Annotated in this window: 20 protein-coding genes, 4 pseudogenes and 1 riboswitch; of the genes and pseudogenes, 11 read left to right on the top strand and 13 right to left on the bottom strand. The window is 54.6% G+C overall.

Going from position 1 to position 22865, the window contains the following annotated elements:
• From TKWG_RS00765 to TKWG_RS20890, 8 genes are all read right to left on the bottom strand, one after another.
• Positions 1 to 564 carry an ABC transporter ATP-binding protein gene (locus TKWG_RS00765; RefSeq protein WP_171815097.1) on the bottom strand — a complete coding sequence of 188 codons (564 nt, stop codon included), beginning with the start codon at positions 562 to 564 and terminating at the stop codon, positions 1 to 3.
• Positions 531 to 815, bottom strand: coding sequence for an ATP-binding cassette domain-containing protein (locus tag TKWG_RS25655; protein WP_171815096.1), 285 nt, complete (start codon positions 813 to 815; stop codon positions 531 to 533). Before TKWG_RS25655 ends, TKWG_RS00765 begins: the two co-directional genes overlap by 34 nt.
• Positions 812 to 1705, bottom strand: a complete 894-nt coding sequence (locus TKWG_RS00760) for a FecCD family ABC transporter permease (protein WP_238534277.1) — start codon at positions 1703 to 1705, stop codon at positions 812 to 814. Before TKWG_RS00760 ends, TKWG_RS25655 begins: the two co-directional genes overlap by 4 nt.
• Positions 1684 to 1902 (bottom strand): hypothetical protein, encoded by a 219-nt coding sequence (locus TKWG_RS23865; RefSeq protein WP_014748971.1) that lies wholly within the window; start codon positions 1900 to 1902, stop codon positions 1684 to 1686. Before TKWG_RS23865 ends, TKWG_RS00760 begins: the two co-directional genes overlap by 22 nt.
• Complete coding sequence (locus TKWG_RS00755) at positions 1902 to 3014, bottom strand: ABC transporter substrate-binding protein (RefSeq protein WP_014748970.1); 1113 nt, start codon at positions 3012 to 3014, stop codon at positions 1902 to 1904. The genes TKWG_RS23865 and TKWG_RS00755 overlap by 1 nt, the downstream gene beginning before the upstream one ends.
• A 17-nt stretch (positions 3015 to 3031) precedes the next feature.
• Complete coding sequence (locus TKWG_RS00750) at positions 3032 to 5221, bottom strand: TonB-dependent receptor domain-containing protein (RefSeq protein ID WP_014748969.1); 2190 nt, start codon at positions 5219 to 5221, stop codon at positions 3032 to 3034.
• 73 nt (positions 5222 to 5294) lie between these two features.
• Positions 5295 to 5882 (bottom strand): helix-turn-helix transcriptional regulator, encoded by a 588-nt coding sequence (locus TKWG_RS20895; RefSeq protein WP_050981491.1) that lies wholly within the window; start codon positions 5880 to 5882, stop codon positions 5295 to 5297.
• On the bottom strand, positions 5837 to 6304 hold the full coding sequence (locus TKWG_RS20890) for a hypothetical protein (protein ID WP_171815095.1): 468 nt from the start codon (positions 6302 to 6304) through the stop codon (positions 5837 to 5839). The genes TKWG_RS20895 and TKWG_RS20890 overlap by 46 nt, the downstream gene beginning before the upstream one ends.
• Before the next feature lie 821 nt (positions 6305 to 7125).
• On the opposite strand from TKWG_RS20890, the pseudogene TKWG_RS00740 reads away from it, so the two are divergent.
• The 5 genes and pseudogenes from TKWG_RS00740 to TKWG_RS00730 all read left to right on the top strand — a co-directional run bounded on the left by TKWG_RS00740 (position 7126) and on the right by TKWG_RS00730 (position 10693).
• A pseudogene (locus TKWG_RS00740) lies at positions 7126 to 8822 on the top strand (sodium:solute symporter family protein).
• Positions 8823 to 8836: 14 nt separating this feature from the next.
• A complete protein-coding gene (locus TKWG_RS24270) occupies positions 8837 to 8968 on the top strand; it encodes a putative transporter small subunit (RefSeq protein ID WP_014748968.1) in 132 nt (43 codons plus the stop codon).
• Positions 8969 to 9149: 181 nt separating this feature from the next.
• Positions 9150 to 9323, top strand: a riboswitch (yybP-ykoY riboswitch).
• A 1-nt stretch (position 9324) separates the two neighbouring features.
• A pseudogene (locus TKWG_RS26800) lies at positions 9325 to 9503 on the top strand (TMEM165/GDT1 family protein); the annotation flags it as partial.
• Positions 9504 to 9557: 54 nt separating this feature from the next.
• Positions 9558 to 9902: a TMEM165/GDT1 family protein gene (locus tag TKWG_RS26795; RefSeq protein ID WP_407636942.1), complete on the top strand. Its 345-nt coding sequence runs from the start codon at positions 9558 to 9560 to the stop codon at positions 9900 to 9902.
• A gap of 287 nt (positions 9903 to 10189) precedes the next feature.
• Entirely contained in the window at positions 10190 to 10693 is a 504-nt protein-coding gene (locus TKWG_RS00730) for a DUF1801 domain-containing protein (RefSeq protein WP_014748967.1), read from the top strand.
• A gap of 33 nt (positions 10694 to 10726) precedes the next feature.
• Here the strand turns inward: TKWG_RS00730 and TKWG_RS00725 are convergent, their stop codons facing one another.
• On the bottom strand, positions 10727 to 11455 hold the full coding sequence (locus tag TKWG_RS00725) for an ABC transporter substrate-binding protein (RefSeq protein WP_014748966.1): 729 nt from the start codon (positions 11453 to 11455) through the stop codon (positions 10727 to 10729).
• 27 nt (positions 11456 to 11482) lie between these two features.
• Positions 11483 to 14142, bottom strand: a pseudogene (gene acnA / locus TKWG_RS00720) (aconitate hydratase AcnA).
• 123 nt (positions 14143 to 14265) lie between these two features.
• Between acnA and TKWG_RS00715 the strand changes: the two are divergent.
• Positions 14266 to 15360 carry a Bug family tripartite tricarboxylate transporter substrate binding protein gene (locus tag TKWG_RS00715; RefSeq protein ID WP_014748965.1) on the top strand — a complete coding sequence of 365 codons (1095 nt, stop codon included), beginning with the start codon at positions 14266 to 14268 and terminating at the stop codon, positions 15358 to 15360.
• Complete coding sequence (locus TKWG_RS00710; RefSeq protein ID WP_014748964.1) at positions 15326 to 16381, top strand: lactonase family protein; 1056 nt, start codon at positions 15326 to 15328, stop codon at positions 16379 to 16381. Before TKWG_RS00715 ends, TKWG_RS00710 begins: the two co-directional genes overlap by 35 nt.
• A 23-nt stretch (positions 16382 to 16404) precedes the next feature.
• On the opposite strand, the gene TKWG_RS00705 is transcribed toward TKWG_RS00710, so the two are convergent.
• Positions 16405 to 17388 (bottom strand): GntR family transcriptional regulator, encoded by a 984-nt coding sequence (locus tag TKWG_RS00705; protein ID WP_014748963.1) that lies wholly within the window; start codon positions 17386 to 17388, stop codon positions 16405 to 16407.
• Between the two features lie 238 nt (positions 17389 to 17626).
• Here TKWG_RS00705 and TKWG_RS26340 point away from each other — a divergent pair.
• From TKWG_RS26340 to TKWG_RS00695, 4 genes and pseudogenes are all read left to right on the top strand, one after another.
• Positions 17627 to 18408, top strand: a pseudogene (locus tag TKWG_RS26340) (Bug family tripartite tricarboxylate transporter substrate binding protein); the annotation flags it as partial.
• A 26-nt stretch (positions 18409 to 18434) separates the two neighbouring features.
• Positions 18435 to 18653, top strand: a complete 219-nt coding sequence (locus tag TKWG_RS24255) for a hypothetical protein (RefSeq protein ID WP_014748962.1) — start codon at positions 18435 to 18437, stop codon at positions 18651 to 18653.
• A complete protein-coding gene (locus tag TKWG_RS24250) occupies positions 18650 to 19285 on the top strand; it encodes a hypothetical protein (RefSeq protein WP_238534276.1) in 636 nt (211 codons plus the stop codon). The genes TKWG_RS24255 and TKWG_RS24250 overlap by 4 nt, the downstream gene beginning before the upstream one ends.
• The gene (locus tag TKWG_RS00695; protein ID WP_238534455.1) at positions 19174 to 20613 is read left to right on the top strand and encodes a tripartite tricarboxylate transporter permease; all 1440 of its coding nucleotides are present in this window, start codon (positions 19174 to 19176) and stop codon (positions 20611 to 20613) included. The genes TKWG_RS24250 and TKWG_RS00695 overlap by 112 nt, the downstream gene beginning before the upstream one ends.
• 121 nt (positions 20614 to 20734) lie before the next feature.
• On the opposite strand, the gene TKWG_RS00690 is transcribed toward TKWG_RS00695, so the two are convergent.
• Both TKWG_RS00690 and TKWG_RS00685 read right to left on the bottom strand, forming a co-directional pair.
• Positions 20735 to 21445 carry a TerC family protein gene (locus tag TKWG_RS00690; RefSeq protein WP_014748960.1) on the bottom strand — a complete coding sequence of 237 codons (711 nt, stop codon included), beginning with the start codon at positions 21443 to 21445 and terminating at the stop codon, positions 20735 to 20737.
• Positions 21446 to 21833: 388 nt separating this feature from the next.
• Positions 21834 to 22823: a Bug family tripartite tricarboxylate transporter substrate binding protein gene (locus tag TKWG_RS00685; RefSeq protein ID WP_014748959.1), complete on the bottom strand. Its 990-nt coding sequence runs from the start codon at positions 22821 to 22823 to the stop codon at positions 21834 to 21836.
• Between the last annotated feature and the right edge of the window lie 42 nt (positions 22824 to 22865).

Raw genomic sequence — 22865 nt, 5'->3', positions numbered from 1 at the left:
TTATCCTGTGGTTGTCTGACGGCCTGAGCCATTCATATCGGTCGTGACAGCATCTACAAGTACAAAAGGACGCCCTTGCTCGCAGGTACGAACGCGCGCCTGCACGCCCCATACATCCCGCAGCAGGGCATCGGTAATAATGGCATTGGGGCGGCCAAATGCATGTATGCGCTGGTTATGCAAAATGGCGATGCTATCTGCCCATTGCGCCGCAAGCGCCAGATCGTGCAATACAACAATGACAATCCTTCCTTCATTGGCCAGGCGGCGCGCCACATTCATCACCTGCCATTGATGCGCCAGATCCAATGCGCTGACCGGCTCATCCAGCAACAGGATCGGGCTGCCGCGCACCACGGCCTGGGCCAGTGCGGCCAGTTGCCGCTGGCCTCCCGACAACGCCTGCAGCTGGCGCAGGGCCAGCTCGCCAATCCCCAGATGTTCGATCATGCGCAAGGCAGTCAATTCATCATCTTTACGCGCGCCGGTCCGTCCGCACTGCAATGCCACCAGGGTGGCTTCCAGTACCGTCAGGTTGCTGCTTTCCGCAGCGGTCTGGGGCATAAAGCCAATATGGGCACCCGCTTGCCGGCAGACCAGCCAGACCAGTTTTCGTGTCCATAACGAATCTGCCCGCTGGCCGTCACCAGACCCGCAATCGCCTTGAGCAGGGTAGACTTGCCGGCGGCATTGGGGCCAGCCAGCGCGATCAGCTGGCCGGGCTGGATATCATGCAGGTCAACACCACAAAGCACGGTACGCTGTCGGTAGTGAACACCCAGGTTCTCAATATGCAGATTCGGCCCGGCGCTCATTCCCGCCCCCCGCTGCGACGCAGGATCAGCCCCATAAAGACCGGCAGGCCCACCAGCGCCGTCACAATGCCGATGGGAAGCGTAATGCCTGGCAGCAATGACTTGCTGGCGACAGAAGCCAGCGCAACCAGTGCTGCGCCAATCAGCACGCTGGCCGGCAACAGGTAACGATGCCCATCGCCGACAATCATCCTGGCTACATGCGGCGCGACCAGACCGACAAATCCCACCGTGCCCACGAACGCCACGGCAGTGGCCGCAAGCAAGCTGATGCGCACCAACGCCCAACGCCGCAGTGAGGTCACATCAATACCAAAACTGCGGGCACGCTCCTCGCCCAGACGCAGCGCCGTCAGTTGACCGGCCGCAAGCCACGAAAATGGCAGAGTCACGGCCAGGGTCGCCGCGACAATGGCGACACTCTGCCAATCAGCACGGGCAAGGCTGCCCATGCTCCAGAACACCAGTTGCGCAAGCGCTTCTTCGCTGGCCATAAACTGCAACAGCGAGAGCAATGCACCGGCAGAAAAACCGATGGCAATCCCGAAAAGCACCAGTGTCTGCGCCTGGGCGCCGCGCCATTGCGCCAGAAGCTGCAGCAGCATGAGCGAAGTCAAGGCGAACACAAACGCATTGGCAGGCACCAGCCAGTTAGCGTTGCTGCCAATCACCCCCCAGTCCAGCACAATGGCCAGCGCTGCCCCCAGTGCTGCCGATGACGAAACACCCAGCGTGAAAGGCTCGGCCAGCGGATTATTCAAAATGGTTTGCATTTCAGCGCCGGCAAGGGCCAGCGCAGCGCCAACCAGCAGCGCCATGAGCGCCACAGGCAGCCTGACCTGCCACAGCACGACCCGCATCGGCGTTGTCAGCGAATCCGGGTTCCACAAGCCTGTATGACCTGCGCCGGCGTTAGCGCCGCACTGCCGGTAAAAAGATCGATAAGCGCGGCTACCAGTGCCAGCAGGGCCAGTGCCGCCACGATGCAGCGGCGGCGACGCATGACGCGCCTGTGCTGTTGCCAGCGCGCATGGATCGCGGCAGTCTCTGCGTCCGGGGTCGCGAGAAATGTGTGTTCAAATTGCATTAGTGGGCTTTTTGTGTCGGGTTTGGCGTAACCCAGAAAGTGCCGCTCAGCGGCTTGGCCATGAAGCGCTGGTTGATCTCGTCCAGCGTGGCCATGGGATCCACATCGCTGAACAGTTCGGGATGCAACCAGGTGGCGATCAGTTCCAGATTGACAATGGGGTAGCCGCTGTGCCAGATGCCATAGGTACGTTGATTGCGTACGGCACTGGTCTGGGCAATACCAATCCGCTGGGTAACGCGCTGCAGACTGGCACGGCTGGCGGCAGCGTCAATGTCCGGCCCCAGTAGCAGACCGCCACGCGCTTCAATATGGCGACCGCCCGTGCCGATATAAACTTCGGGATTACTGGCAATGACATATTCGGCGCTCAGTTGAGCGGATAGTCCTTCAACAATCTCGCTGCCCAGCAGCTTGCCGCCCGCCATTTGAACAAGATCGCCCATGAGCACCCCCGAGCCCACCGACATGCAACAGGGACCCGTGCCGGCATGCGGCTCCATCAACACCGTTGGCAAGGCCGCCTGCTGCTCCCTGAGCCTGGCCACGCGTTGCGTGATGCGCTGCACATGACGAACAATAAAGTCTGCGACTTCTCGACCACGTTGCTCCCGGCCGATCAGGATGGCCATCTTCTCCAGACCTTCGGTGGCGTTACGGTCGCGCAGATCCGCTTCCAGATTGAGCACAGCTACCGGTATGCCGGCTTGCTCCAGTCGGGCAATCGTCTGCTTTGCATTGGCAAAAAAATGGTCAAGCACCACCAGGTCCGGCTGATTGGCAATCAGCATTTCCGCATTCAGATTTTGCGGACCATCAATCACCATCTGGTTGATCTTGTCGAACGCAACCGGGTCAATGCTGCGCCAGTGAGCCAGCGTATGCTTGTCCAGGCGCCAACGGTTCCACGCCACAATGCGTTTGGCCGGATTCTCTTCCAGCATGGCCATGACCGTGAAGTCGCCAGGCTCGGAAAAAAAGATACGCTGCGCCGGCTGTGCCAGGCGCACCGTCCGTCCTGCCTGATCGGTGATTTCTATCTGGGCGCTTGCGGGCAGACTGATCAGTAACATACCGATCAGCCATGCTGCAGAGATCCACTTTTTGAGCATTCCTGGCACAGGCAATCCTAGAAATTGATGCTGGCGCCAAGCCATACACGGCGACCCTGGTCAACCATCCAGTTGCCGTCCAACCCTTCGTAGCGGGTACGCAGATCCAGTGGCGTTTTGTGATCGGTCACATTCAGTACCGCAAGACGCAGTGCCAGATTCTTGTTGACCTGATAGCTACCGCCTACATCAAATGTCGCGCCGCCCGGGCGCGTGCGCACATCCATGGCGCCATTGCGATAGGCTGCGTAATAAGATTTGCCGGTCAGATTCCAGCGCAGATAGGCAGACAGCCGGTCACTGGGCTGCCAGTCCAGGCGCATGTTCAGTACATGCTCCGGCGTGGTTTCCAGCGGCTCTCCATCCAGCGAGCGGCCGTTAAATGCAACCTCACCACCGCCTTTGCGCTTGGACTTGGTGTACGTGTAGTTCGAAGACAGACGCAGCGTATCGGTCAGCGGCAGATTCAGGCCCAGCTCCACGCCGTAGATCTGTACTTTGTCAATATTGTCGTAAACATACAAGTGATTTTTAGTGCCCGGATTCAGCGGATCCTGCCTGCCGGTATCGTAGCTGGCGACCTTGTTCTTGAAATTGGTATTGAACAGCGTTGCGGAAAAATTACTGCCTTCTGCCCAGTCATACACCAGTCCAAGCTCCTGAGTCACGCTGGTTTCCGGCTCAAGATCGGGATTGCCGCAAAGCGGTCCACGAAAACCGGAGTTACCCCCGGTGGACATGCAATAACCTGGCGTGCTCTGGCGAATGGTCGGCGCCTTAAAACCGCTGGCAATCCCGCCCTTGATCGTGAGCGCATCGGTCAAATGATAGACGCCGTAAAGCCGCGGGGACCAGTGGATTCCGAAGCGCTCGTCGTGGTCCATGCGAACCCCGGCGGTCACGGTGAACCGGTCGGTTACATAGTAATCGTCCTCAATGAACAACGCATAATTGCTCAGTGACACTTCATTGGTATTAGTCGGATAGTTGGCAAAAGCAGCCTCTTTCTGAATACCATCCAGACGGCTGTGCAGATACTGGCCACCGAAGCGCAACGTGTGCGAAGTGAACGGCATGCTGAACGTGGCATCCAGGGTCGTATTGACGATACGGCGATTCTCGGTGTATTCGCCGGTTTTGGGCCAGTTTTCCTGGTCGTTGGTCTCACGATACAGGGAGATTTTCGATTCGCCCAGACGCCAGTGTCCGGTATGTGTCAGCCCGAATGACGTGCGACGATATTGCACCTTGTTCCACGGCAGCGAAGGCTGGATTGATTTGCCCGGGGTTGCTTCGGTCGTCAGGCGCTGCGAAGCCACATCAAACACCAGGTCCTGATTTTCGGCCAGTTTAGCCGCCAGTTTCAGTCCTATGCTCTTATTATTCCTGCCATAGGGGCCGGACACATTGGAAAAGTGATTGCTGCCTTCGGTCTGATCGTCATATGAGCCATAAATCTGCAGACCCAAAACCTCGTCCTTGATCGGCCCGCCAAGCCAGAACTGGGCTTCGCGCCCATTGCCATAGTCGTTGTCGGTCTGCAGGGTGACAGAACTGTCCAGGGCAACCGACCATTCTTTGGGCACCTTCTTGGTAATGATATTGACCACGCCCCCCATTGCATCTGAACCATACAGGGAAGACATGGGCCCGCGCACCACTTCGATGCGTTCAATGGCCGCCAGCGGCGGCATGAATTCATACTGGACGCCGCCGGTACCGCGGTTCATGGTTTCGCGTGTATTCTGGCGCTTGCCGTCCACCATGATCAATGTGTACTCGCCAGGCAGGCCACGAATGGCAATATCGCGGCTATTGGGATCGCCTCCCACCATATACACGCCTTCCACTTTACTGACTGCTTGCGCCACAGAGGTATAACCGCTTTTTTTGATGTCGTCCTGAGTGATGACGGTCAGGGAGGCGGGAGCATCCTTGGCACTTTGCTCCATACCGCTGGCGGTCACGACCACTGCATCCAGTGTGGCGACCGGCGCTTTTTCCTGCGCATGCACGGCGCCGGAAAAAACAGCGCCAGCACCATTGGCGCAAGTGCCATGTCTATCCCAAACCGTCTGCCGCTCTTGTGCTTGCCGGACATTTTCATTACTGATTCCTTGTATTCCTAACTGATTGGTGACGCCCTTGAAGGCACAAGGCGTCCTGCCACCACCCCATTTGGAGACAGCAAGGTCATATTGAATCATTCTCATTTACAAAATAAGTTTGACGAACACGCAAAGTTCTTTGCGTTCAGGTCAGTTTTCGGCTCGTCCGCGATCAAAGCCGGGAACAAAGGCTTTTGGGACTTAAGCCAAACTGGCGCCGAAAGGCCGTCGCGAAGTTGGCGGCACTGGAATAGCCTGCCTGATAGGCGGCTTCGGTAATACTGGTGCCCTGCTCCAGGCTGGTGCGGGCCTGATGCAGCCGCATAACCCGCCGGTAGTCATTAACCGAGGTCCCGAAGGCACTGCGAAATTGCCGCTGCAAGGCACTGGCGCTCAGGCCGAAACGGCGCCCAAGCTCGGCAATCTGGGTCGGCTGGGCAAAAGGCGTCTGCAATTCGCTGTCAATGAAACTGCGCAAGCGCAGCATACGGTCCTGGTCTCGCTGTCGCAAATTACCTTTTAACGTGCCTGTTGCGGCGATATCTGCTCGCTGGCTCGCCAGGGCTTCATAAAGCAATTCCAGCGCGCGGCTGGCAAGTCGCAAGCGGCTGAGCTCATCTGTCGGATCCTCCGAATGACACAGCATTTGCTCGGCCAGTGCCAGCGCGTGCGGCGACGGTTGCCAGACTTTGATGCACAGCGTATCGGGAAAATTCAGGCAGGTGGGGCGCTGCCGGGCCGTTGGCGCGCGCCCGTCCATATCGGGCAATTGGTCTTTTGTGTACAGCCAGCCATGACTTTGCAGCCATTCGGGCGTGACGTGCAAAGCAAGTTTGCGTTCCCATTTGCCCCGCTGCCACTGCCGCTCAAACAGGCGTCGTCGGGCATGCTGATAATGGCGGCAGTAGCACCATGTGATGGATCATCTGCGCGCAGATACACCCGCTGTCCCCCGATGCGCACATCTACGATGCCAGCCAGCGCGAGCACAACCCGCAAGCCGGACTTGATGTTCACCCGTGAAACCATATTGTGCAAATCGATTACTTCGGTTCCATGCATGGATAAGCCCGGCTGCAATTGCACTGTTCGCAATCGCCCCTCCAGTACCGGCTCATTGGCAGCCACCGGATCAGATTCAAATCGGTAGCCCGGCGTGTTGAAGTCGAGTCGTCGTACCATGCCAAGCGCCCGCCAGGGTCGCCTGCCCGCCGCCGGACGCCGCACAGGCGGATTGACGATATCGACAGCGCTTTCAAAGCCTGGTTTCATAGGTTAAAAAGGGGAGTACCCGAAAGAGGATGGCAGAGCGTTATTATCACACAAAATTGAGAATGATTCTTATTTAATTATTATTATTCGCGCTAAAAATTGCCTGCCTGACAGTCCGAATATCAGCGCCGTTTGTTTGCCCTGCGCAGCGCAGTCATCCATATGATCCATATCCCCGGCTGGACTTGTGGTCGCAATTCCTATACACTACGCCGTGTATTACGGTTGACATAATGAATTTTGACTGTAATTGTCTGCAGATAGGCAACCGCAGGTATTCAAACCATGCTAAAGCCCTACACCGGCTTGTTGCTGCAGAAACAAACCCATAAGGTTTATTCCAGGGGAAACGTCCCCGTCATCAGGCTGCTTCGCAGCCCGGCATTTGCCGAACAACACGCCCAGTCTTTGACTGCGGAACAACCCGGCCGGTCCCTATGACCGCCAGCGCACGTCCTGTCCAATTGGCCAGGGCTGACCACGACAATCGCAAGGTCGACCTGACAGGCAACGCTATCGGCTAATAAAGCCCGCAGCGAATGCATTGTCATTGGCATTTCGATGTCTATCCAATCCGCCAGCGATTGCAATTGTGGTTACGTGCGCTCGATTCAACAGAGGCACCTTATTTGTGTTTCTCTCAGCCCTTGTGTCCGGATGCGCGAACTTCGGACCAGGGGACGGCTGCGTCCATGTCATTGCGCAGCCTTAACCAGGACGATAGAACGTATATGCAAGAACAAACCGCCTTTTACCAACTGTCCGGCACCACCGCATTGCTTTTACTGGTCGGATTTTATGGCCTGACTTTTCTGATGTCGCTCATGATCGGCAAGAAAAAGGAAAACGTCGATAGCTACATGGTATCGAACAATGCAGTGGGCTTCGGGCTCTCGGCTGCCAGTATGATTGCCACATGGATCTGGGCCGCCTCTTTTTACGCCAGCGCAACCTCAGGCTACCAATATGGCCTGTCCGGGCCCATCCACTATGGTTTCTGGGGAGCGCTGATGATTCTGTTCATCTACCCCTACGGCCGCCGCTTTCGTGCATTGGCCCCAAGGCGCACACCCTGGCGGAAGTTATGCATGCACGCCATGGAACTTCCAGCCAGCTGATCATGGCCATTTCCAATCTGCTGGGCAGCTGTATCAGCCTGATGGTGAACTTTACCGCGGCAGGCGCACTGGTGTCCGTCCTTAGCCCACTGTCCTTTATTCAGGGCGTGCTGATTGCCGGGCTGGGTGTCTTGTCCTATACGCTCTGGTCCGGATTTCGGGCCTCGGTCATGACCGACTTTGCCCAACTGGTGGCAATGATTCTGGCAGCCATCGTCATCATCCCATTGATATTCTTTAACGCCGGCGGCACCGATATGCTCGCGGCCAATTGGGGCAACCTGTCTGCGGAACAGTCAGATTTCTTTTCGACCAAAGCGATTCTGGAACAGGGCGCGCCGTATTTCGTGGCTGTACTGGCCTATGCCATTGGCAACCAGACGATCGCGCAGCGCCTTTTTGCCGTTCGTGAAGACCTGATCAAATCCACCTTCCTGACCGCCACGATTGGTTATGGTGCGGTGGTTATCGGACTGGGCATGCTGGGTATGCTTGCCCTGTTCGTAGGCCTGACACCGGCAGATGGTGATATGAACAATATCATTCCACAAATGGCTTCTACGTATCTGCCTCCATTTGGCATCGCGCTATTTTTCATCCTGGTTGTGGGTTCCTTGTCGTCGACCGCTGACTCGGATCTGTCTGCCCTGTCGTCCATTATGATGACCGATATCTACGGCAAAAACATGGCCCGTGGAACGCCGGATCCGAAGCGAATGCTGTGGTGGGGCCGGGCAACCATGGTCGTTGCCACCATGATTGGCGTGGTGTTTGCCAGCCTGCGTCTTGATATTCTGGTTATGCTGGTATTTGTAGGTGCCTTGTGGGGAGCCATCGTGTTTCCTGTGATCGTAAGCTTTTACTGGGACAGGGTCACCAACAAGGCTTTCACGACATCCGTAATATGTGCCGTCGCCCTGTTTGCCGTGGCACGGTTTGAGCTTCTTCCGCTGCAGGGCCTGGTTGCCGTGCTCTTTGAGCTAAGCGCCTCTGTGGGCGCCGGCGTTGTCCTGGGCCTGATGGCGTTTGCGTTTTTTAACCGCAAAATTGCCATTTTTGTTGCTATAGCAACTGTAATCATCGCCGTTCCCAATGCAGTGGGCTTCCTGCGCGACTATCCGGTACTGCTTAGCTCGCTGACCTCATATGGCGTTAGTGCCGTGGTATGCATCGCCTTGAGCTGGAACAGCAGTGAACGCTTCGATTTTGCGCTACTTGCTGAACGCGTTACGTCATTCCAAAAGAGTGCTGATACCGATAAAGAAACATCAACAGACGCAGACGGTGACGTAGCGCCGGCACGTGCCTGAAAGAGAGAGAAATTATGAATGAATTAATCCTTACCGCATATATCCTTATCTGGCCGATTATTTCCGCTGCCATTCTATTGGTGCTGATTGTTGCGCTGGTACGCGATTTGCGCCATGCCAGCAAAAGCGACAGTGAAATGATTTAACAAAATCTGCGCCTACGCTCGCCTGGCAGACAAGCGTAGGTGTATTTGGCAAGCCCCATTGATTTATAGCCGTGCAACCGCCTTCAGGGCCGTTCGTTTCCCAGATAATAATTATTCTTATTTACCATATCCGCTTATTTTCTACGGTTTATCCCGGTAGCGGTAAAAGGTCCGATATAATCTAGCCATCACTGGGGAGTAGCCGCTCATTTTCCTGAGGTTTACGTCAACATACTTGATGCATGCATCATGGCGTAAACAGCGATATCGCTTGGCAAGACCTTTGATCACTTTTTTCCGTTCAGACCGGAGGAAAAGGTGATCATTCGTCTATTGTCCGGTCGCGGTATTGATTCATGCAAACCCTTCTGCTTTCCACCGGCGTGGTTACGCTGGCCGAAATCGGCGATAAAACGCAATTGCTTGCCTTCATCCTGGCAACCCGATTCAAAAAACCATCCCCATTATTCTTGGCATTCTTTGTGCCACCATCGTCAATCACGCACTGGCCGGCGCAGTGGGCGCCTGGATTACGACCGCCATCAGCCCGCAAGCACTACGCTGGATACTGGGCATATCTTTTATTGCCATGGCTGTATGGACGATGATTCCCGATAAAATTGAGGAAGAAGAAACGCAGCTGGGCAGAAAATTCGGCGTCTTTGGCGCGACCCTGGTTACCTTTTTCCTGGCGGAAATGGGCGATAAAACACAATTGGCCACCGTCGCACTGGCCGCCAAAAGCGCCTTTCCGATTGAAGTGGTCATTGGCACAACACTGGGCATGATGATTGCAGACGTACCCGCCGTCATTCTGGGCAAACAGCTGGGCCAACGCGTGTCCATGAAGCTGGTGCACACGATCGCGGCCTGTATTTTCCTGGTACTGGGCATTGCCACTCTGCTTGGCGCCGGTTCTGGCTGGGGGTTCTGATTCTGCTGGTAGCGGTATTGGCTCTATTATTCAAATGCCATGTTTTGCGCCATAAGCAAGGGATGATAAGATTGTTGCGTACCTGTAATGACAGGCAGCGAGCACAAATCAGATTGGCCTGAACAGGTGCTTGCCTCAATCGCATTTGCAATAGATCCTTTTCAGGCACGAATCCAAACAAACATGAATAGACAATAAACAGTGCGTAATGCGACCGCCTGCATTACGCGCTGCCGGTGCAGACTACGTAGCCTCGTTTATTTTATTCATAAGACAGGAGTGCAGTCATGGTCAGTTCTGTAAAATCCACAACAGCGGTACCCAAACCCAAGGCACGGCCGGCGCGCAAAGATGCGCCTGTCAAAGATACCGAGGCACAGCCATTATCAGAGCCCGTTGTTTTGCTGTCCGGTGGTAATCCCCAGATTCCCAAGGGATACGGCGATGCGCCCGTGCAGGCATATATAAAGGCCATGCCCGGCTGGAAAAGCCAGATCGGACGCCAACTCGATACCCTTATCGAACACATCGTACCCGACGTCAAAAAGGCTGTGAAGTGGAACTCGCCCTTTTATGGCGCCAACGACGATGGGTGGTTCCTGAGCCTGCATTGCTTTACGAAATACATCAAGGTCACTTTTTTCCGCGGCACCTCGTTGCGGCCCACTCCGCCGGGAAAATCCAAGCATAAGGAAGTGCGATATCTGGATATTCGGGAAGGCGAATTTGACGAGCAGCAGATCAGCGACTGGGTGAGGCAAGCCAGCCAACTGCCGGGAGAGAAACTGTAGAGATAAAAACGGCATAGGCACAGCCTTATTGTCTTAGTCTGCAACCGATGCGCCTTCGATGCCATAACGCTTCAGCGCGCGGGCAACAAACCCGCTGCTTTTCATTTCATCCACAAACTCTCTCAGAAAAACGGACGCTGCCTGGCCACGTCCTATTGGTAGGCCCATGGCCTGTTGTATAACCATGAAGCGGCCGGGCAAAATGCGCAGGCCTCCCAATCTGGACGCATCGGCCTCTAGTTGTTGCCTCACCCCCGCTGCGACATCCGCATTGATCTGCTGATAGGTTTCTACAACCGCGGGAGATGTAGGAGCGCGCACAATTTGCGCAAACTGCAATTGTCTGGTCAGAAACAGATCATACGCGCTACCCTTGCCAACAACGACACGCAAGCCCGTCTTGTCCACTTCACTGTTCTCACGTATTGGAGAGTCATTGCTGACCAGATAGGCGCCTTCAATCAGTACATAGGGCGCTGAAAAGGCAATGCCGGCGCCACGCACGGGGTCAACCGCAAAAAAACCGACATCCGCCTTGTCATTTGTCACCGCGTCTACCGATTTTCCGGCAGAGTCAAACACCACCAGCTCCAGCCCGACGCCCAGTCGTTGAGCCAGCGCCTGAGCCAGGTCAATTGACACGCCATAGGGTTTTCCTGTTTTCGGGTCCAAATTGGCCAAAATAGGATTTCCGGTATTGATGGATGCCCGCAAAACACCTGTTGGAGTCAGCCCTTGCTGAACTGTGATGTCGATTGTCATACTTGGGTTTCCTTATTGTATTCAGTTCTATTGTACGGTGCCTGCAGCGTTCACATCGCAGGTCTGCTCGTTGATTGTTTGGCGCAAAATGGCAGGCATGACACCACCCTGCTTGAGCAGTTCCACTTCCAATTGCGTTTCAACCGCCGCGCGCGCCCAAAAGGTGAGTGTGTCTCCGTCTTTTCTGATCAGTTTCACCGCAATATCACCTCGCGGCCGCAATACAGTTTCCGGCGCAATAACTTCTATTTGATCGCCAGGCTGAATATTCAGTTTTTGGTTGCCGAACTCCGGCGGCAATTGCAATGGTAATATTCCCATGCCAATTAGATTGGAGCGATGAATACGTTCAAAACTGAGCGCAAGTACAGCACGAATGCCCAGTAATCGCTGTACCTTGGCCGCCCAGTCGCGTGAAGAACCGGTACCATAGCGTTCACCTGCAACCAATACGACAGATTCTCCAGCTTGCTGATAGCGATTGGCCGCGTCCCATAGTGGCATGATACCTCCGCTGGGTATATGCAGAGTATGTGCAATGGGCGCACCTGGATGCAATAGATTTTTCAGCGTCTTGCTATGGAACGCACCACGCAGCATGACCTCCCAATTGCCCCTGCGGGAAGCGAACACATTCAAATCATAACGATCTTCACCTCGTTCCACCAGAAAATCCGCTGCCAGACTGTCTGGCGGAATGGCACTGGCCGGGGAAATATGATCCGTTGTGACATCGTCCCCAACGATCAATAAAGGATAGGCCCGAAACGAGCCTAACACGCTGCCCGCTTCAACAGAAGCAAAAGGCGGGCGTCTCAATGTAGTGGATGCCGGATCCCAGGGAAAACGGGCAGACTCGGGCGCGTCAAGCTGACTCCATAGAGGATTCTCCGAAGCAAGACGAAAGGCGCGAGAAAAATCCGCCGGATCCAATCCCTGCTCAAGACAACTTGCGATTTCAGCACGCGTCGGCCATAAATCTTCAAGACGCACCGGCTTGCCGTCTGGTGTGTAGCCCACGGGCTCACTACCAAGATTACGTTCGGCATCGCCTGCCAAAGCATACGCCACCACCAGGGGCGGCGACATCAGAAAGCCAAGCTCCAGATCCGGATGCACCCGTCCAGGGAAGTTCCTGTTTCCTGAAAGCATGGCAACCGCCATAATCTGTCGTTGCTCCGATGCCTGCGTAATGACGTCAGGCAAGGGCCCCGAGTTTCCAATGCACGTGGTGCACCCATAGCCAACGATATCAAAGCCGACCGCCGCCAGATCATCCAATAGTCCGGCACGCGCCAGATAACTGGCAGCAGCAGGCGAGCCCGGCCCCAGTGACGTCTTGACCCAATGCGGGACATGCAGTCCGTATTGCCGCGCCTTGCGCGCCACCAGTGCAGCCGCCATCAGCAGCCCCGGATCCGACGTATTCGTACAACTGGTGATCGCCGCGATGGCCACGGGAAACCGCGGCAGGTCTCTTTGCCGGCCTTTTGGGTGAAAATCAAGTGCCTGCAACGTTACCGCAACATTGGGGAACGGCATCAAGTCCTGCGGGCGCCGCGGACCTGCAACATGCATACCTATATCGTCCAGCTCAATGTCCAGCAAACGGGTATACCGTGGCGTGGCTGCTGCGTCAAACCACAATCCGCTTCGGTGCATATACTCCCGTACAAGATCAATATCCGCCGCTTTTCTGCCTGTTTTGCGCAGATAGTCCAGAGTATTTTCGTCAACGGGAAAATAGCCCGTCGTCGCCCCATATTCAGGAGCCATGTTTGCGACCACACAACGCTCGCCTGCCGTCAATGTTTGTACACCCGGACCGTAAAATTCGACGAATTCGCCGGAAACGCCAATGGCTCGTAATCGCTGGGTAACGGTCAAAGCCAGATCGGTAGCCAAAACCCCCGGACGCAACGCCCCCTTAAGCTTTACTCCAATCACATCAGGAATACGCAACATGGTCGGCATGCCAAACATGACGGTTTGCGCTTCCAGCCCACCCACACCCCAGCCCAGGACGCCGATTCCATTGATCATGGGCGTGTGGCTGTCTGTGCCGATCATCATATCGGGAACCGCCCACTGTTTGCCTTCGATCAATTGAACAGAAACGACCGTAGCAAGCTGCTCCAGATTGATCGTATGCATGATTCCGGTCCCTGGCGGGTTGATATGAACCCCGCGCAGGTGCGCGACGCCCACCGCAAAAACCGATAGCGCTCGTGATTACGCCGTATTTCATGCTGCATATTCACTTGCGCGGCATCCGGTCGTGCATAGGCCTCTACCGCCAGCGAATGATCAATGGAGACATCTACCCGCAAGCGGGGATTGAGCACTTTGGGATCGACCCCGGCCTCGGCAAGTGCATCGCGCATGCTGGCAATATCGACCAGCGCCGGAGTACTGGTGGTGTCGTGCATCAATACGCGGCCCGGTTGAAAGGCAATTTCACTCTCACTGGTGCCGCTCTCGAGCCAATCGCTGAACGCTCTTAAGGTTGCTTCCCGTTCGCTGAACGGCAAGTTGCGCATGGCGTTTTCAAGCAACAGGCGCAATACCACTGGCAACTTCGATAAAGAAGCACCGAAACATGCTTCCAGATCGGTGTAATGGTATAGGTTTTCGCCGACAGCAAAAGTACCGACGACACATGTGTTGTGTTCAGTCAAATTTTTCATGAGATTATTATTGCATTTTTTCGTATTAAAGTGCAATAATAATTTAAGACCTTCCATAAAGATCGCGCTGATGGCCCGATAGCACAAGGCAAGGAAATGAAATTATTACTGGAGGAACATCTCATGAGTCAATTCTGGTCCCGGTCTCTTGCAGCACTGGCAATCACTGGATCCACACTGGGTGTCAGCAGCTATGCACATGCCGAATCCTATCCAAATCGCCCTGTCACCATCATCGTACCGTTCTCGGCGGGCGGCGGCGTGGATTCCATGGCGCGAATTCTGGCCGAAAAATTGCGCGACACCTTAAAGCAAAGCGTTGTTGTGCAAAACAAGCCTGGCGCCAGTGGCATGCTTGGCGCGCAGTATGTCGCCACTGCCCGTCCTGACGGATATACCTTGTTGCTCGGCTCTGCCGGAGAGACATCGATTAATCCGTATGTATACAAATCTCAAATGAGATATTCACCGGAAAAGGATCTGCTTCCAATCACCCTGGTTACCCGGGTACCAAATGTACTGGTATCCGGTCCTTCACTCAAAGCCGACAATGTCGCTGCTCTGATTGCCATTGCTAAAAAAACGCCCGGCAAACTCACTTACGCAACCAGCGGCGTAGGCAATCCGCAGCATTTGAACGGTGAGCTGCTACAGGAAATTGCAGGAATCAAGATGATGCACGTGCCATACAAGGGGGCATCCGCTCAGCTTGCTGATGTCGCTGGCGGCAATGTCGATATGACATTTGTGAGTTATGCAGGAGCGGCACCCTTTATTCAGAGCGGCCGGGTCAAAGCGCTGGCAGTCACCTCGGCCAAGCGCGCAAGCTTTGCCAAAGATATTCCCGCCATCGCAGAAACAACGGGTTTGTCTGCTTATAAATTGGAAAACTGGTTCGGTCTTTTTGCGCCTGCCGGTACGCCACAGGACGTGGTTGAGCTTATTAACAAGGCTGCGTCCGACGCAATCGCCGATTCTGCCCTGGCACAACGATTACGCGAACAAGGAGGCGAGCCCGAGTCAATGTCATCGAAGGACTTTGCTACCTTCATCAGGCAAGAGAGCCAGCAATACAAGAAAATAATAGACGATGCCGACATCAAGGCAGAGGCTGAACAACCATATGTATTGTCAGCGTCATTGCAACGCTGCCCTTTAATTTTTTATTACCTCAGGTGTTTCCATGTACGCTTATATCGGCTCTCGTACCACTCGTGATCGCCATGCGCGCGGCGAAGGTATAAGTATCTACCAAGTCAACACAGATACCGGGGAACTGATACCGGTGCAGGTGCTAAAAGGCATGACTAATCCGTCATTTCTGGCGCTGAACAGCAGTGGCACCAGACTGTATGCGGTACATGGCGATACAAGTACTGTCAGTTCCTATACTGTTGATACCAATACAGGCAAACTGGCACCGCTGAACCGGCAGGAGACCGGCGGCATGAATCCGGTTCATCTGGCACTGGACCCAAGCGAGTGCTACCTCGTGATTTCGAATCATATCGGCGCTAATCTGGCGGTCTTACCCATTACCAGAGACGGCTTACTGGAACCGGTCAGCCAGCTTGTCTCACTCATTGGCATGGGCGAGCCCGGGCCGCATCGCATAGAACAAAAGCATGCAAAACCGCACCACAACCCGTTTTCTGTCACCGGGCGCCATGTTCTGGTGCCCGATAAAGGATTGGACCGCATATTTACCTATTCATTTTCAGACGGACAACTGAGCCCGGTGCAGCCCATATCCGTATCAAGCCGCGAAGGATCCGGGCCGCGCCATATTGCTTTTCATCCCAATGCGAATCATGCCTATTGCATCAACGAACTTGATTCCACAGTCACCACATATCGTTATCACAGTCTGACCGGTGCGCTGCAGGCGGAACAAATACTATCCACACTGCCTGCGTCGTTTACCGGCAATAATCGCGCCGCCGAAATTATCGTCGATGCTGCAGGCCGTTATGTTTACGCCACCAACCGCGGACACGACAGTATCGCAATCTTCTCCATTGCCAGCAATGGCTTGTTGTCCTGGGCAGGATGTGAAAAGTCAGGAGGCCGCACTCCGCGCTTCATCGCGCTGGCGCCTGGCGGTCGGCATCTGTATGCGCTTAACGAAGATGATGATTGCATCTGCACATTCAGCGTTGACCCGGCAACGGGATCGCTGCGCAATACGGGTGTATCGATACACTCGGGCAGCCCCGTATGCATGATTTTTTCAACCTGAAAAGAACCCGTGCAAAAATACAATTAACTCAACTTCGCCGCTCGGGCATGACCCGTTCGGCCTGTCCCAGCCTGCACACGCTTTTTTGCAGTGGTCTGCTCCCGTGACTGGACATCAAGCAGACTGCTGATATTCGACAGGTTCTGCAGTGTACATTCCAAATGTGATTTAAGCGCCTGGGATGCGGCTTTGTTTTTCCCCTTCTCCAGCAGATCAAGAATGGCAAGATGCTGCTCACAGTGATCCTTATAGCGTGCCCGGTCCTGCATTGAGCGATACGACAACAAGCGACGCACGCGATTGACCCGTTTGATGGTTTCTATGAAAAAGGGGTTGCCAGAGGCTTCAACCAGAGACTCATGGAAACGAACGCCGCGGTCGTGCAATTGGTCGGCAGTATCCGTGTCAATGCCCCCACGCAACAAATGCATTTCGGCCGCACGACACTGCTCTATGACATTGGGGCTGATATGAAAAGTGGGCTCCAGCAAGGCAGCCGGTTCCAATGCAAGGCGCAGTCGGTAGGATTGAAGCAAACTTTCTGGCGTTGTCATCATCGATGAGAATTCCCAGCCATATCCCGGCTTGCGATGCGCCCAACCCTCATTGGTAATACGCGTCAACAGCGCCTGCACTTGAGCAGCAGTCAGGTTATATCGATTCTTCAGCAATGTTTCACTGCACTGGACCGGCAACTGGCCTGTCAGCAAGTCATCGGCCACCTGGAAATAAACTCCAGACACAACATCCACTTCTGTCATTTCTGCAAGTTCAGCTTCATCCAGTCCGTCTTTGGCTAAATCCCGGGCAAGAAAGTAACCCCGGTTTTCTTCTCGCACAACAATACCGTTGTCGCAAAGTTGCTTCAATGCGTCATTGACCGGAGACCTGGAGACCCGCAACTGATCAGCAATTTTCTGTGCTGCAAGATGCGCGCCGATACCCAGCTGTTGCTGTCGAATCAATTCAATAATTTTGGGAATAACGATGGTGCTCTTGGATTTCATGAATTCGACATACTTTTGAAAGATGCAAAAAAGAGGGTAGTCGTGGGCAGTGCGACATAGACCTATACCGGGACCATAGTCACGTCTGCTGGCAGGCAGTCACGCTAAAAGAAAGATTTTAACCCGATTACAGAAAACGCCCTTCGTAAGTGTTTTCCATAGGTATCCAAATTGCATATTATGATTATAAAATGCAATATAAATTTCCACACCACACGAATCCCCCAGGAGACACGCCATGCATTCATCACATTTGTCGTTAAACAGAAGTGAGGGCATGACAGCCCCCGCAAGCAGCAGGTTCGCCGTATTCGGCAAGTGGTTTGCCGCATTTGCTATTGGCATGGCATGCATCCCTGCCCATGCCGAAGAATTCACAGGAAAACAGTTGAAAATCACTGCTCCGGCTGCACCCGGCGGGGGTTGGGATAGTTCGGCCCGTTCCTTGCAACAGGTCATGATGTCCACCAAGGCAGTACCCTCGGTACAGGTCGTCAACATACCTGGCGCAGGAGGCACAGTCGGGCTGGCGCAGTTTTCCAGCAGCGCAAAAAAAGACCCCAACCAATTGCTGATGATGGGTGTCACCATGGTGGGCGCCATACTCACCAACAAGGCCCCCGTAGGCCTTGATTCGGTCAAACCCATTGCTCGCCTGACAGCCGATCCGCTGGTCATTGTCGTGCCGGCAGCGTCCAAATATAAAACCGTTGCCGATCTGGCGGCCGACCTGAAAGCGGATACATCCAAAGTCGTCTGGGCCGGCGGCTCTGCTGGCGGTGCAGACATATCCTGGCTGGCCTGTTTGCCAAGGCGGCAGGAGGGAATGCAGCCAAGCTCAACTACGTACCGTTTTCAGGCGGTGGTGAAGCGCTGGCTGAAATGCTTGGTGGGCGGGTATCTGCAGGCATTTCAGGCTACAACGAGTTTGAAAGCCAGGTCAAAGCAGGCAATCTGCGAGCCCTTGCCGTCTCCACGCAAGAGCGCGTATCCGGTGTCGACGTACCGACACTGAAAGAACAGGGATATGACGTCACGTTTACCAATTGGCGTGGTCTGGTTGCCGGAGCGACATCACCGATGCTCAGCGCGATGCGCTATCAGATCTTGCCAAAACGGTACTTGCCAGTGCCGAATGGAAAAAAATCCTCAAGGCGCGCGGCTGGGAAGACGCTTATCTGAATGCCGCTGATTATGCAGCCTTTCTCAAGGAAGAGCAGGTTCGCGTTCGTGGCGCACTCGACTCAATCGGTTTATTGAAATGAGCAACCCGGATTCCACCAACAGTCCGTCGGTGAGCGCGCTCCTTTGCGTCGGACTATTTCTGCTTATTGCAGCCGTGATTCTTTGGCTAGATGCCGGCACCCTTCCTGAGGCCAATGCCATGGGCGTAGGGCCGGCTGCCGGGTTGCGGCTGATTTCCGGATTATTACTGATCCTGGCCGGCGCCCATTTTTTTGCCGCATGGAGAAGGCGCAGCGTTTACGTTCCAAGCCAATCAGGTTCGAGCGCAGATAAAGTATCGCTGATCTGGGGTATCGGAGGCATGGCTGCCATGAGTGCCCTGGTTGCCTTCAATGGCGGCTTCATCCTGGCCGCAACCGTGCTTTTTACTGCGACCGCGAAAGCTTTTGGCAAACCTGTGGGCCGGTTTCCATTGGCATTGGCCTGGTCCTATCGCTGGTCGCGTCCTTATTCTTTACCCAATTGCTCATGCTCTCGCTGCCCTCGGGGCTTATCGAAAGCGTTCTATACTCGGATTCCTAAATGGAAACATTCAACTATCTGGCGCATGGATTATGGATCGCGCTCGAACCCGGCAACCTGCTTTTTGCTGCAATCGGCGTACTTTTGGGTACCCTTGTCGGCATCTTGCCAGGCATCGGCCCTTCCCTGACGGTGGCACTGCTTTTGCCGGTCACATTCCAGCTGGATCCTACCGGTTCAATCATTATGTTTGCAGGCATTTACTTCGGAGGGATGTACGGTAGCTCCACAACTGCAATATTACTGAACACACCGGGCGAAGCCGCCTCAATTGCAACCGCAATTGAGGGCTACAAAATGGCCAGGTCCGGTCGCGGCGGCCCAGCCCTGTCCACGGCCGCCATCGGTTCATTTGTCGCGGGCACCCTAGCCACAATATGCCTAGCTTTGCTAGCCCCCGTTCTGGTGAAAATTGCAGTCCAGTTCGGACCGTGGGATTACTTCGCACTCATGGTGCTTGCATTCATTACCGTTTCCGCCACTTTCGGCAGTTCTGTCCTGCGTGGAATTACCAGCCTGGCATTGGGCTTGACCTTGGGCCTGGTAGGGATAGACAAGCTCACTGGCCAGGCACGCCTTGATTTCGGTGTACCCATCCTGCTGGACGGAATTTCCATCACAACATTAGTGGTCGGACTTTTTGCCGTAGGAGAAGCGTTTTATATGGCATCCAGATTCCATGGCCAAGAAGAAAAAGTGGAGCCGGTTCGCGGCTCGCTTTGGATGACGCGTCAGGACTGGTCGCGATCATGGAAAAGCTGGGTCCGCGGCTTTGGCCTTGGTTTTCCCATTGGGGCCCTGCCGGCCGGCGGCGCCGAAGTGCCCACGCTGCTGTCCTACACGCTTGAACGAAAGCTCACCAGACATCCGGAAGAATTCGGCAGTGGTGCCATTGAAGGCGTTGCCGGACCAGAAGCAGCCAACAATGCGGCAGCCACCGGCACACTTGTACCATTGCTGGCACTCGGGCTGCCAACATCGGCGACGGCAGCCATGATGCTCGCCGGGTTTCAGCAGTTCGGGCTGGCGCCCGGTCCCCTGCTGTTCGTCAACAATGCCGACCTGGTATGGGGACTGATTGCCAGCTTTTTTATTGGCAATCTGATGTTGCTGGTGCTGAACCTGCCATTGGTAGGACTTTGGGTGCGATTGCTCGCCATTCCACAAGCGTGGCTTTACGCGGGCATCCTGCTGTTCGCCGCATTGGGCACCCTCGCAGCAAATCCTTCCTGGATTGAATTGACCATGTTGCTGATCTTCGGATTGGTTGGCTACGCCATGCGTTGCTGGGACTATCCGGTAGCGCCAATGATTGTCGGGCTGATTCTTGGTCCCATGGCAGAAAGCCAGTTTCGTCGGGCGTTGCAAATCAGTCTGAATGACTACCTGGTATTTTTCAAGCATCCCGGGTCTGCGGTCATGCTGTGCCTTGCCTTACTGGCGCTGATCGCCCCATGATCTTTAAAGGGTTGCGACGCTTCCGGGCAGAAGACGCATAGAAAAATGCCGATCACAAACGCTACAGGCGGCCTTAAGGCCGCCTGTAGCGTTGCCGGTACGGCTGCTGCGTTATGCCTGCTTACGCCTGCCCGGCAGACGCCATTTTCTTGCGTCGCGCCAGCCAGCTTCCAACCAATGCAACCAGCAGGGCGCCGCCGAGCTCAACGGCGATCTTGACCGTACCGGTGACTTCGCCGAAACGTTCCAGAACAACCTGGTCACTGACCAGCATGCCCCCTGCGATCCAGCCCAGCAATGCCGCACCCAGAAGCACCACCCCGGGATAACGGTCAATGAGTTTCAAGACCAGTGTGCTGCCCCAGATAATAATAGGTACGCTGATAATCAGACCGGCAATAACCAGCCCGGTCTGATGATCGGCGTGCGCACCCTGCGCAGCGCCGGCAATCGCAATGACGTTATCCAGGCTCATGACAAAGTCTGCAATAATAATCGTCTTGACCGCTGACCAGACCGACGATCCGCCTTCGATCTTGTCATGCGCATCATCATCCGGGATAAGCAGCTTGATCCCGATCCAGATAAGCAGCAATCCGCCTACAATTTTGAGATACGGAATCGTCAATAGCGTCAATGCAAATGTAATGAGCACGACCCGCAGAATAATTGCACCAGCAGTGCCCCATAAAATTCCCTGCATGCGCTGCTTTTTCGGCAAATTACGGCAGGCCAGCGCAATCACAACCGCATTATCGCCACCGAGCAGGATATCAATCATGATGATTTGAAATACTGCTGTCCAGCTCAGAGTCTGAAAAAATTCAAGCATAAGTTCACCCGGAATCCAATAGTCTAAAAATTCGAATTGAATATGGATCGGCCCGCTCTGGTTGCACGCCAGGGTAATGCGCTGCCAGCCAATACAGAAAGTATCGACAGAAACGAAAATGGCCTGATCCGTAAAGGACGCAGGCCATTTATTCTTAACAGGATTTATGGACCTTGCCCTTTAGATGGCAAGGTCTTGCTTACAACACCTGGTGTGTTGCCCGGGCACCGGGCGCCATGCCAAGGCATGACAGCCGTAATGACGATGCGGCGGCGGAAAGCTACTCCCCTTGATCAAATAAGTATAGCTTGTCAGAAAATTATGTCAACTAGGGTCGTTACGTATTGTCCCAAAGGAACACACGTCCTGCTGTTTGCGAAAAATAGCATCATTGCGGTTTTTCATTGCTAATGCCCATCTCCTTAATCAGTTTGCTGTATTTTTCCGATTCAGCTTTTGCAAATGCTGCAAATGCTTTGGCCCCCATGAAATGAGGTGGCGTATCCAGAGGCTCAACGTCAGCTTTGTAGCCTTCGCTGTTCACCGCCTTTTCACATGCGGTTTCCAGTGTCGCGACAATGTCCTGAGGCAGTCCCTTGGGTGCAATCAGCCCGCCCCAGATGGTTGCCTGGATCGGCCATCCTCCCTCCTTGGTTGTAGCCACCTGTGGGCTGGACTCGAGCCGTTGATCGGAAAAAATGCCCAGAGGACGCAACTTGTATTGCTTGGCCACGGTTGTGGTGTCGCTGATCACCATCACCTGTTTCCCCATCAACCCGGTCACCATTTCCGCAGAGCTTTTATAGGGCACATGCAGCGCAGTTGAATCTGCCTGTTTCATGAGCATTTCCATGGCAATATGCAGCAACGTGCCCGTGCCGGACGTGCCGTAAGTCAGCTGCTTCGGATGTTTTTCGGCGAATGCGACAACATCCTGCAGGTTTTTAAATGCCGAGTCCTGAGGCACCATCATCATTAGTGGCACCGAATAGGTTCCGCAGATATGATCAAAATCCTGATATGTGTAACCTGTCTTGCGCATGCCAGGTTGTAGTACTTCCGGGCCGATGACAGACAAACCAAGCGTGTAGCCATCCGGTTTGGCTCGCTTCAGTTGCATCATGCCAATTGCGCCACCCGCACCGCCCTTGTTGTCAATAATGAGATTGCCGCCCATCGCCTGGCGCAGGTGTTTTGCCAGAATCCGAGCCATGATATCAGACGTACCGCCCGGGCCGAAAGGCACCAGAATGGTCACCGGATTTTCCGGATAGGCATTCTGGGCTGTGGCACTGGTGCTCAGGACAGATGTAGCGACCAACAACGTTGCATATTTGATAAGCGTTTTCCGATTCAATGTCGTAATGCCCAATATCATATTTGTCTCCTTCTTTGTTAAAGTGCAACGGTGCGCCAGATT

The organism is Advenella kashmirensis WT001 (assembly GCF_000219915.2).
Lineage (GTDB): Bacteria > Pseudomonadota > Gammaproteobacteria > Burkholderiales > Burkholderiaceae_B > Advenella > Advenella kashmirensis.
Note: the sequence above shows the minus strand (reverse complement) of the source record. Positions and strands in the feature narration are given on the sequence as shown.

Excerpts from the sequence above, each read along its gene's own strand:
- TKWG_RS00725 (WP_014748966.1), bottom strand. The coding sequence starts at position 11,455 with ATGACAATCGACATCACAGTTCAGCAAGGGCTGACTCCAACAGGTGTT.
- TKWG_RS24250 (WP_238534276.1), top strand. The coding sequence starts at position 18,650 with ATGAGCAACCCGGATTCCACCAACAGTCCGTCGGTGAGCGCGCTCCTT.
- TKWG_RS00765 (WP_171815097.1), bottom strand. The coding sequence starts at position 564 with ATGCCCCAGACCGCTGCGGAAAGCAGCAACCTGACGGTACTGGAAGCC.
- TKWG_RS00750 (WP_014748969.1), bottom strand. The coding sequence starts at position 5,221 with ATGATTCAATATGACCTTGCTGTCTCCAAATGGGGTGGTGGCAGGACG.
- TKWG_RS20895 (WP_050981491.1), bottom strand. The coding sequence starts at position 5,882 with ATGGACGGGCGCGCGCCAACGGCCCGGCAGCGCCCCACCTGCCTGAAT.
- TKWG_RS00690 (WP_014748960.1), bottom strand. The coding sequence starts at position 21,445 with ATGCTTGAATTTTTTCAGACTCTGAGCTGGACAGCAGTATTTCAAATC.
- TKWG_RS00710 (WP_014748964.1), top strand. The coding sequence starts at position 15,326 with ATGTACGCTTATATCGGCTCTCGTACCACTCGTGATCGCCATGCGCGC.
- TKWG_RS24270 (WP_014748968.1), top strand. The coding sequence starts at position 8,837 with ATGAATGAATTAATCCTTACCGCATATATCCTTATCTGGCCGATTATT.
- TKWG_RS25655 (WP_171815096.1), bottom strand. The coding sequence starts at position 815 with ATGAGCGCCGGGCCGAATCTGCATATTGAGAACCTGGGTGTTCACTAC.
- TKWG_RS00730 (WP_014748967.1), top strand. The coding sequence starts at position 10,190 with ATGGTCAGTTCTGTAAAATCCACAACAGCGGTACCCAAACCCAAGGCA.
- TKWG_RS00685 (WP_014748959.1), bottom strand. The coding sequence starts at position 22,823 with ATGATATTGGGCATTACGACATTGAATCGGAAAACGCTTATCAAATAT.
- TKWG_RS00705 (WP_014748963.1), bottom strand. The coding sequence starts at position 17,388 with ATGAAATCCAAGAGCACCATCGTTATTCCCAAAATTATTGAATTGATT.
- TKWG_RS26795 (WP_407636942.1), top strand. The coding sequence starts at position 9,558 with ATGGCTGTATGGACGATGATTCCCGATAAAATTGAGGAAGAAGAAACG.
- TKWG_RS23865 (WP_014748971.1), bottom strand. The coding sequence starts at position 1,902 with ATGCAATTTGAACACACATTTCTCGCGACCCCGGACGCAGAGACTGCC.
- TKWG_RS20890 (WP_171815095.1), bottom strand. The coding sequence starts at position 6,304 with ATGGTACGACGACTCGACTTCAACACGCCGGGCTACCGATTTGAATCT.
- TKWG_RS00755 (WP_014748970.1), bottom strand. The coding sequence starts at position 3,014 with ATGCTCAAAAAGTGGATCTCTGCAGCATGGCTGATCGGTATGTTACTG.
- TKWG_RS00715 (WP_014748965.1), top strand. The coding sequence starts at position 14,266 with ATGAGTCAATTCTGGTCCCGGTCTCTTGCAGCACTGGCAATCACTGGA.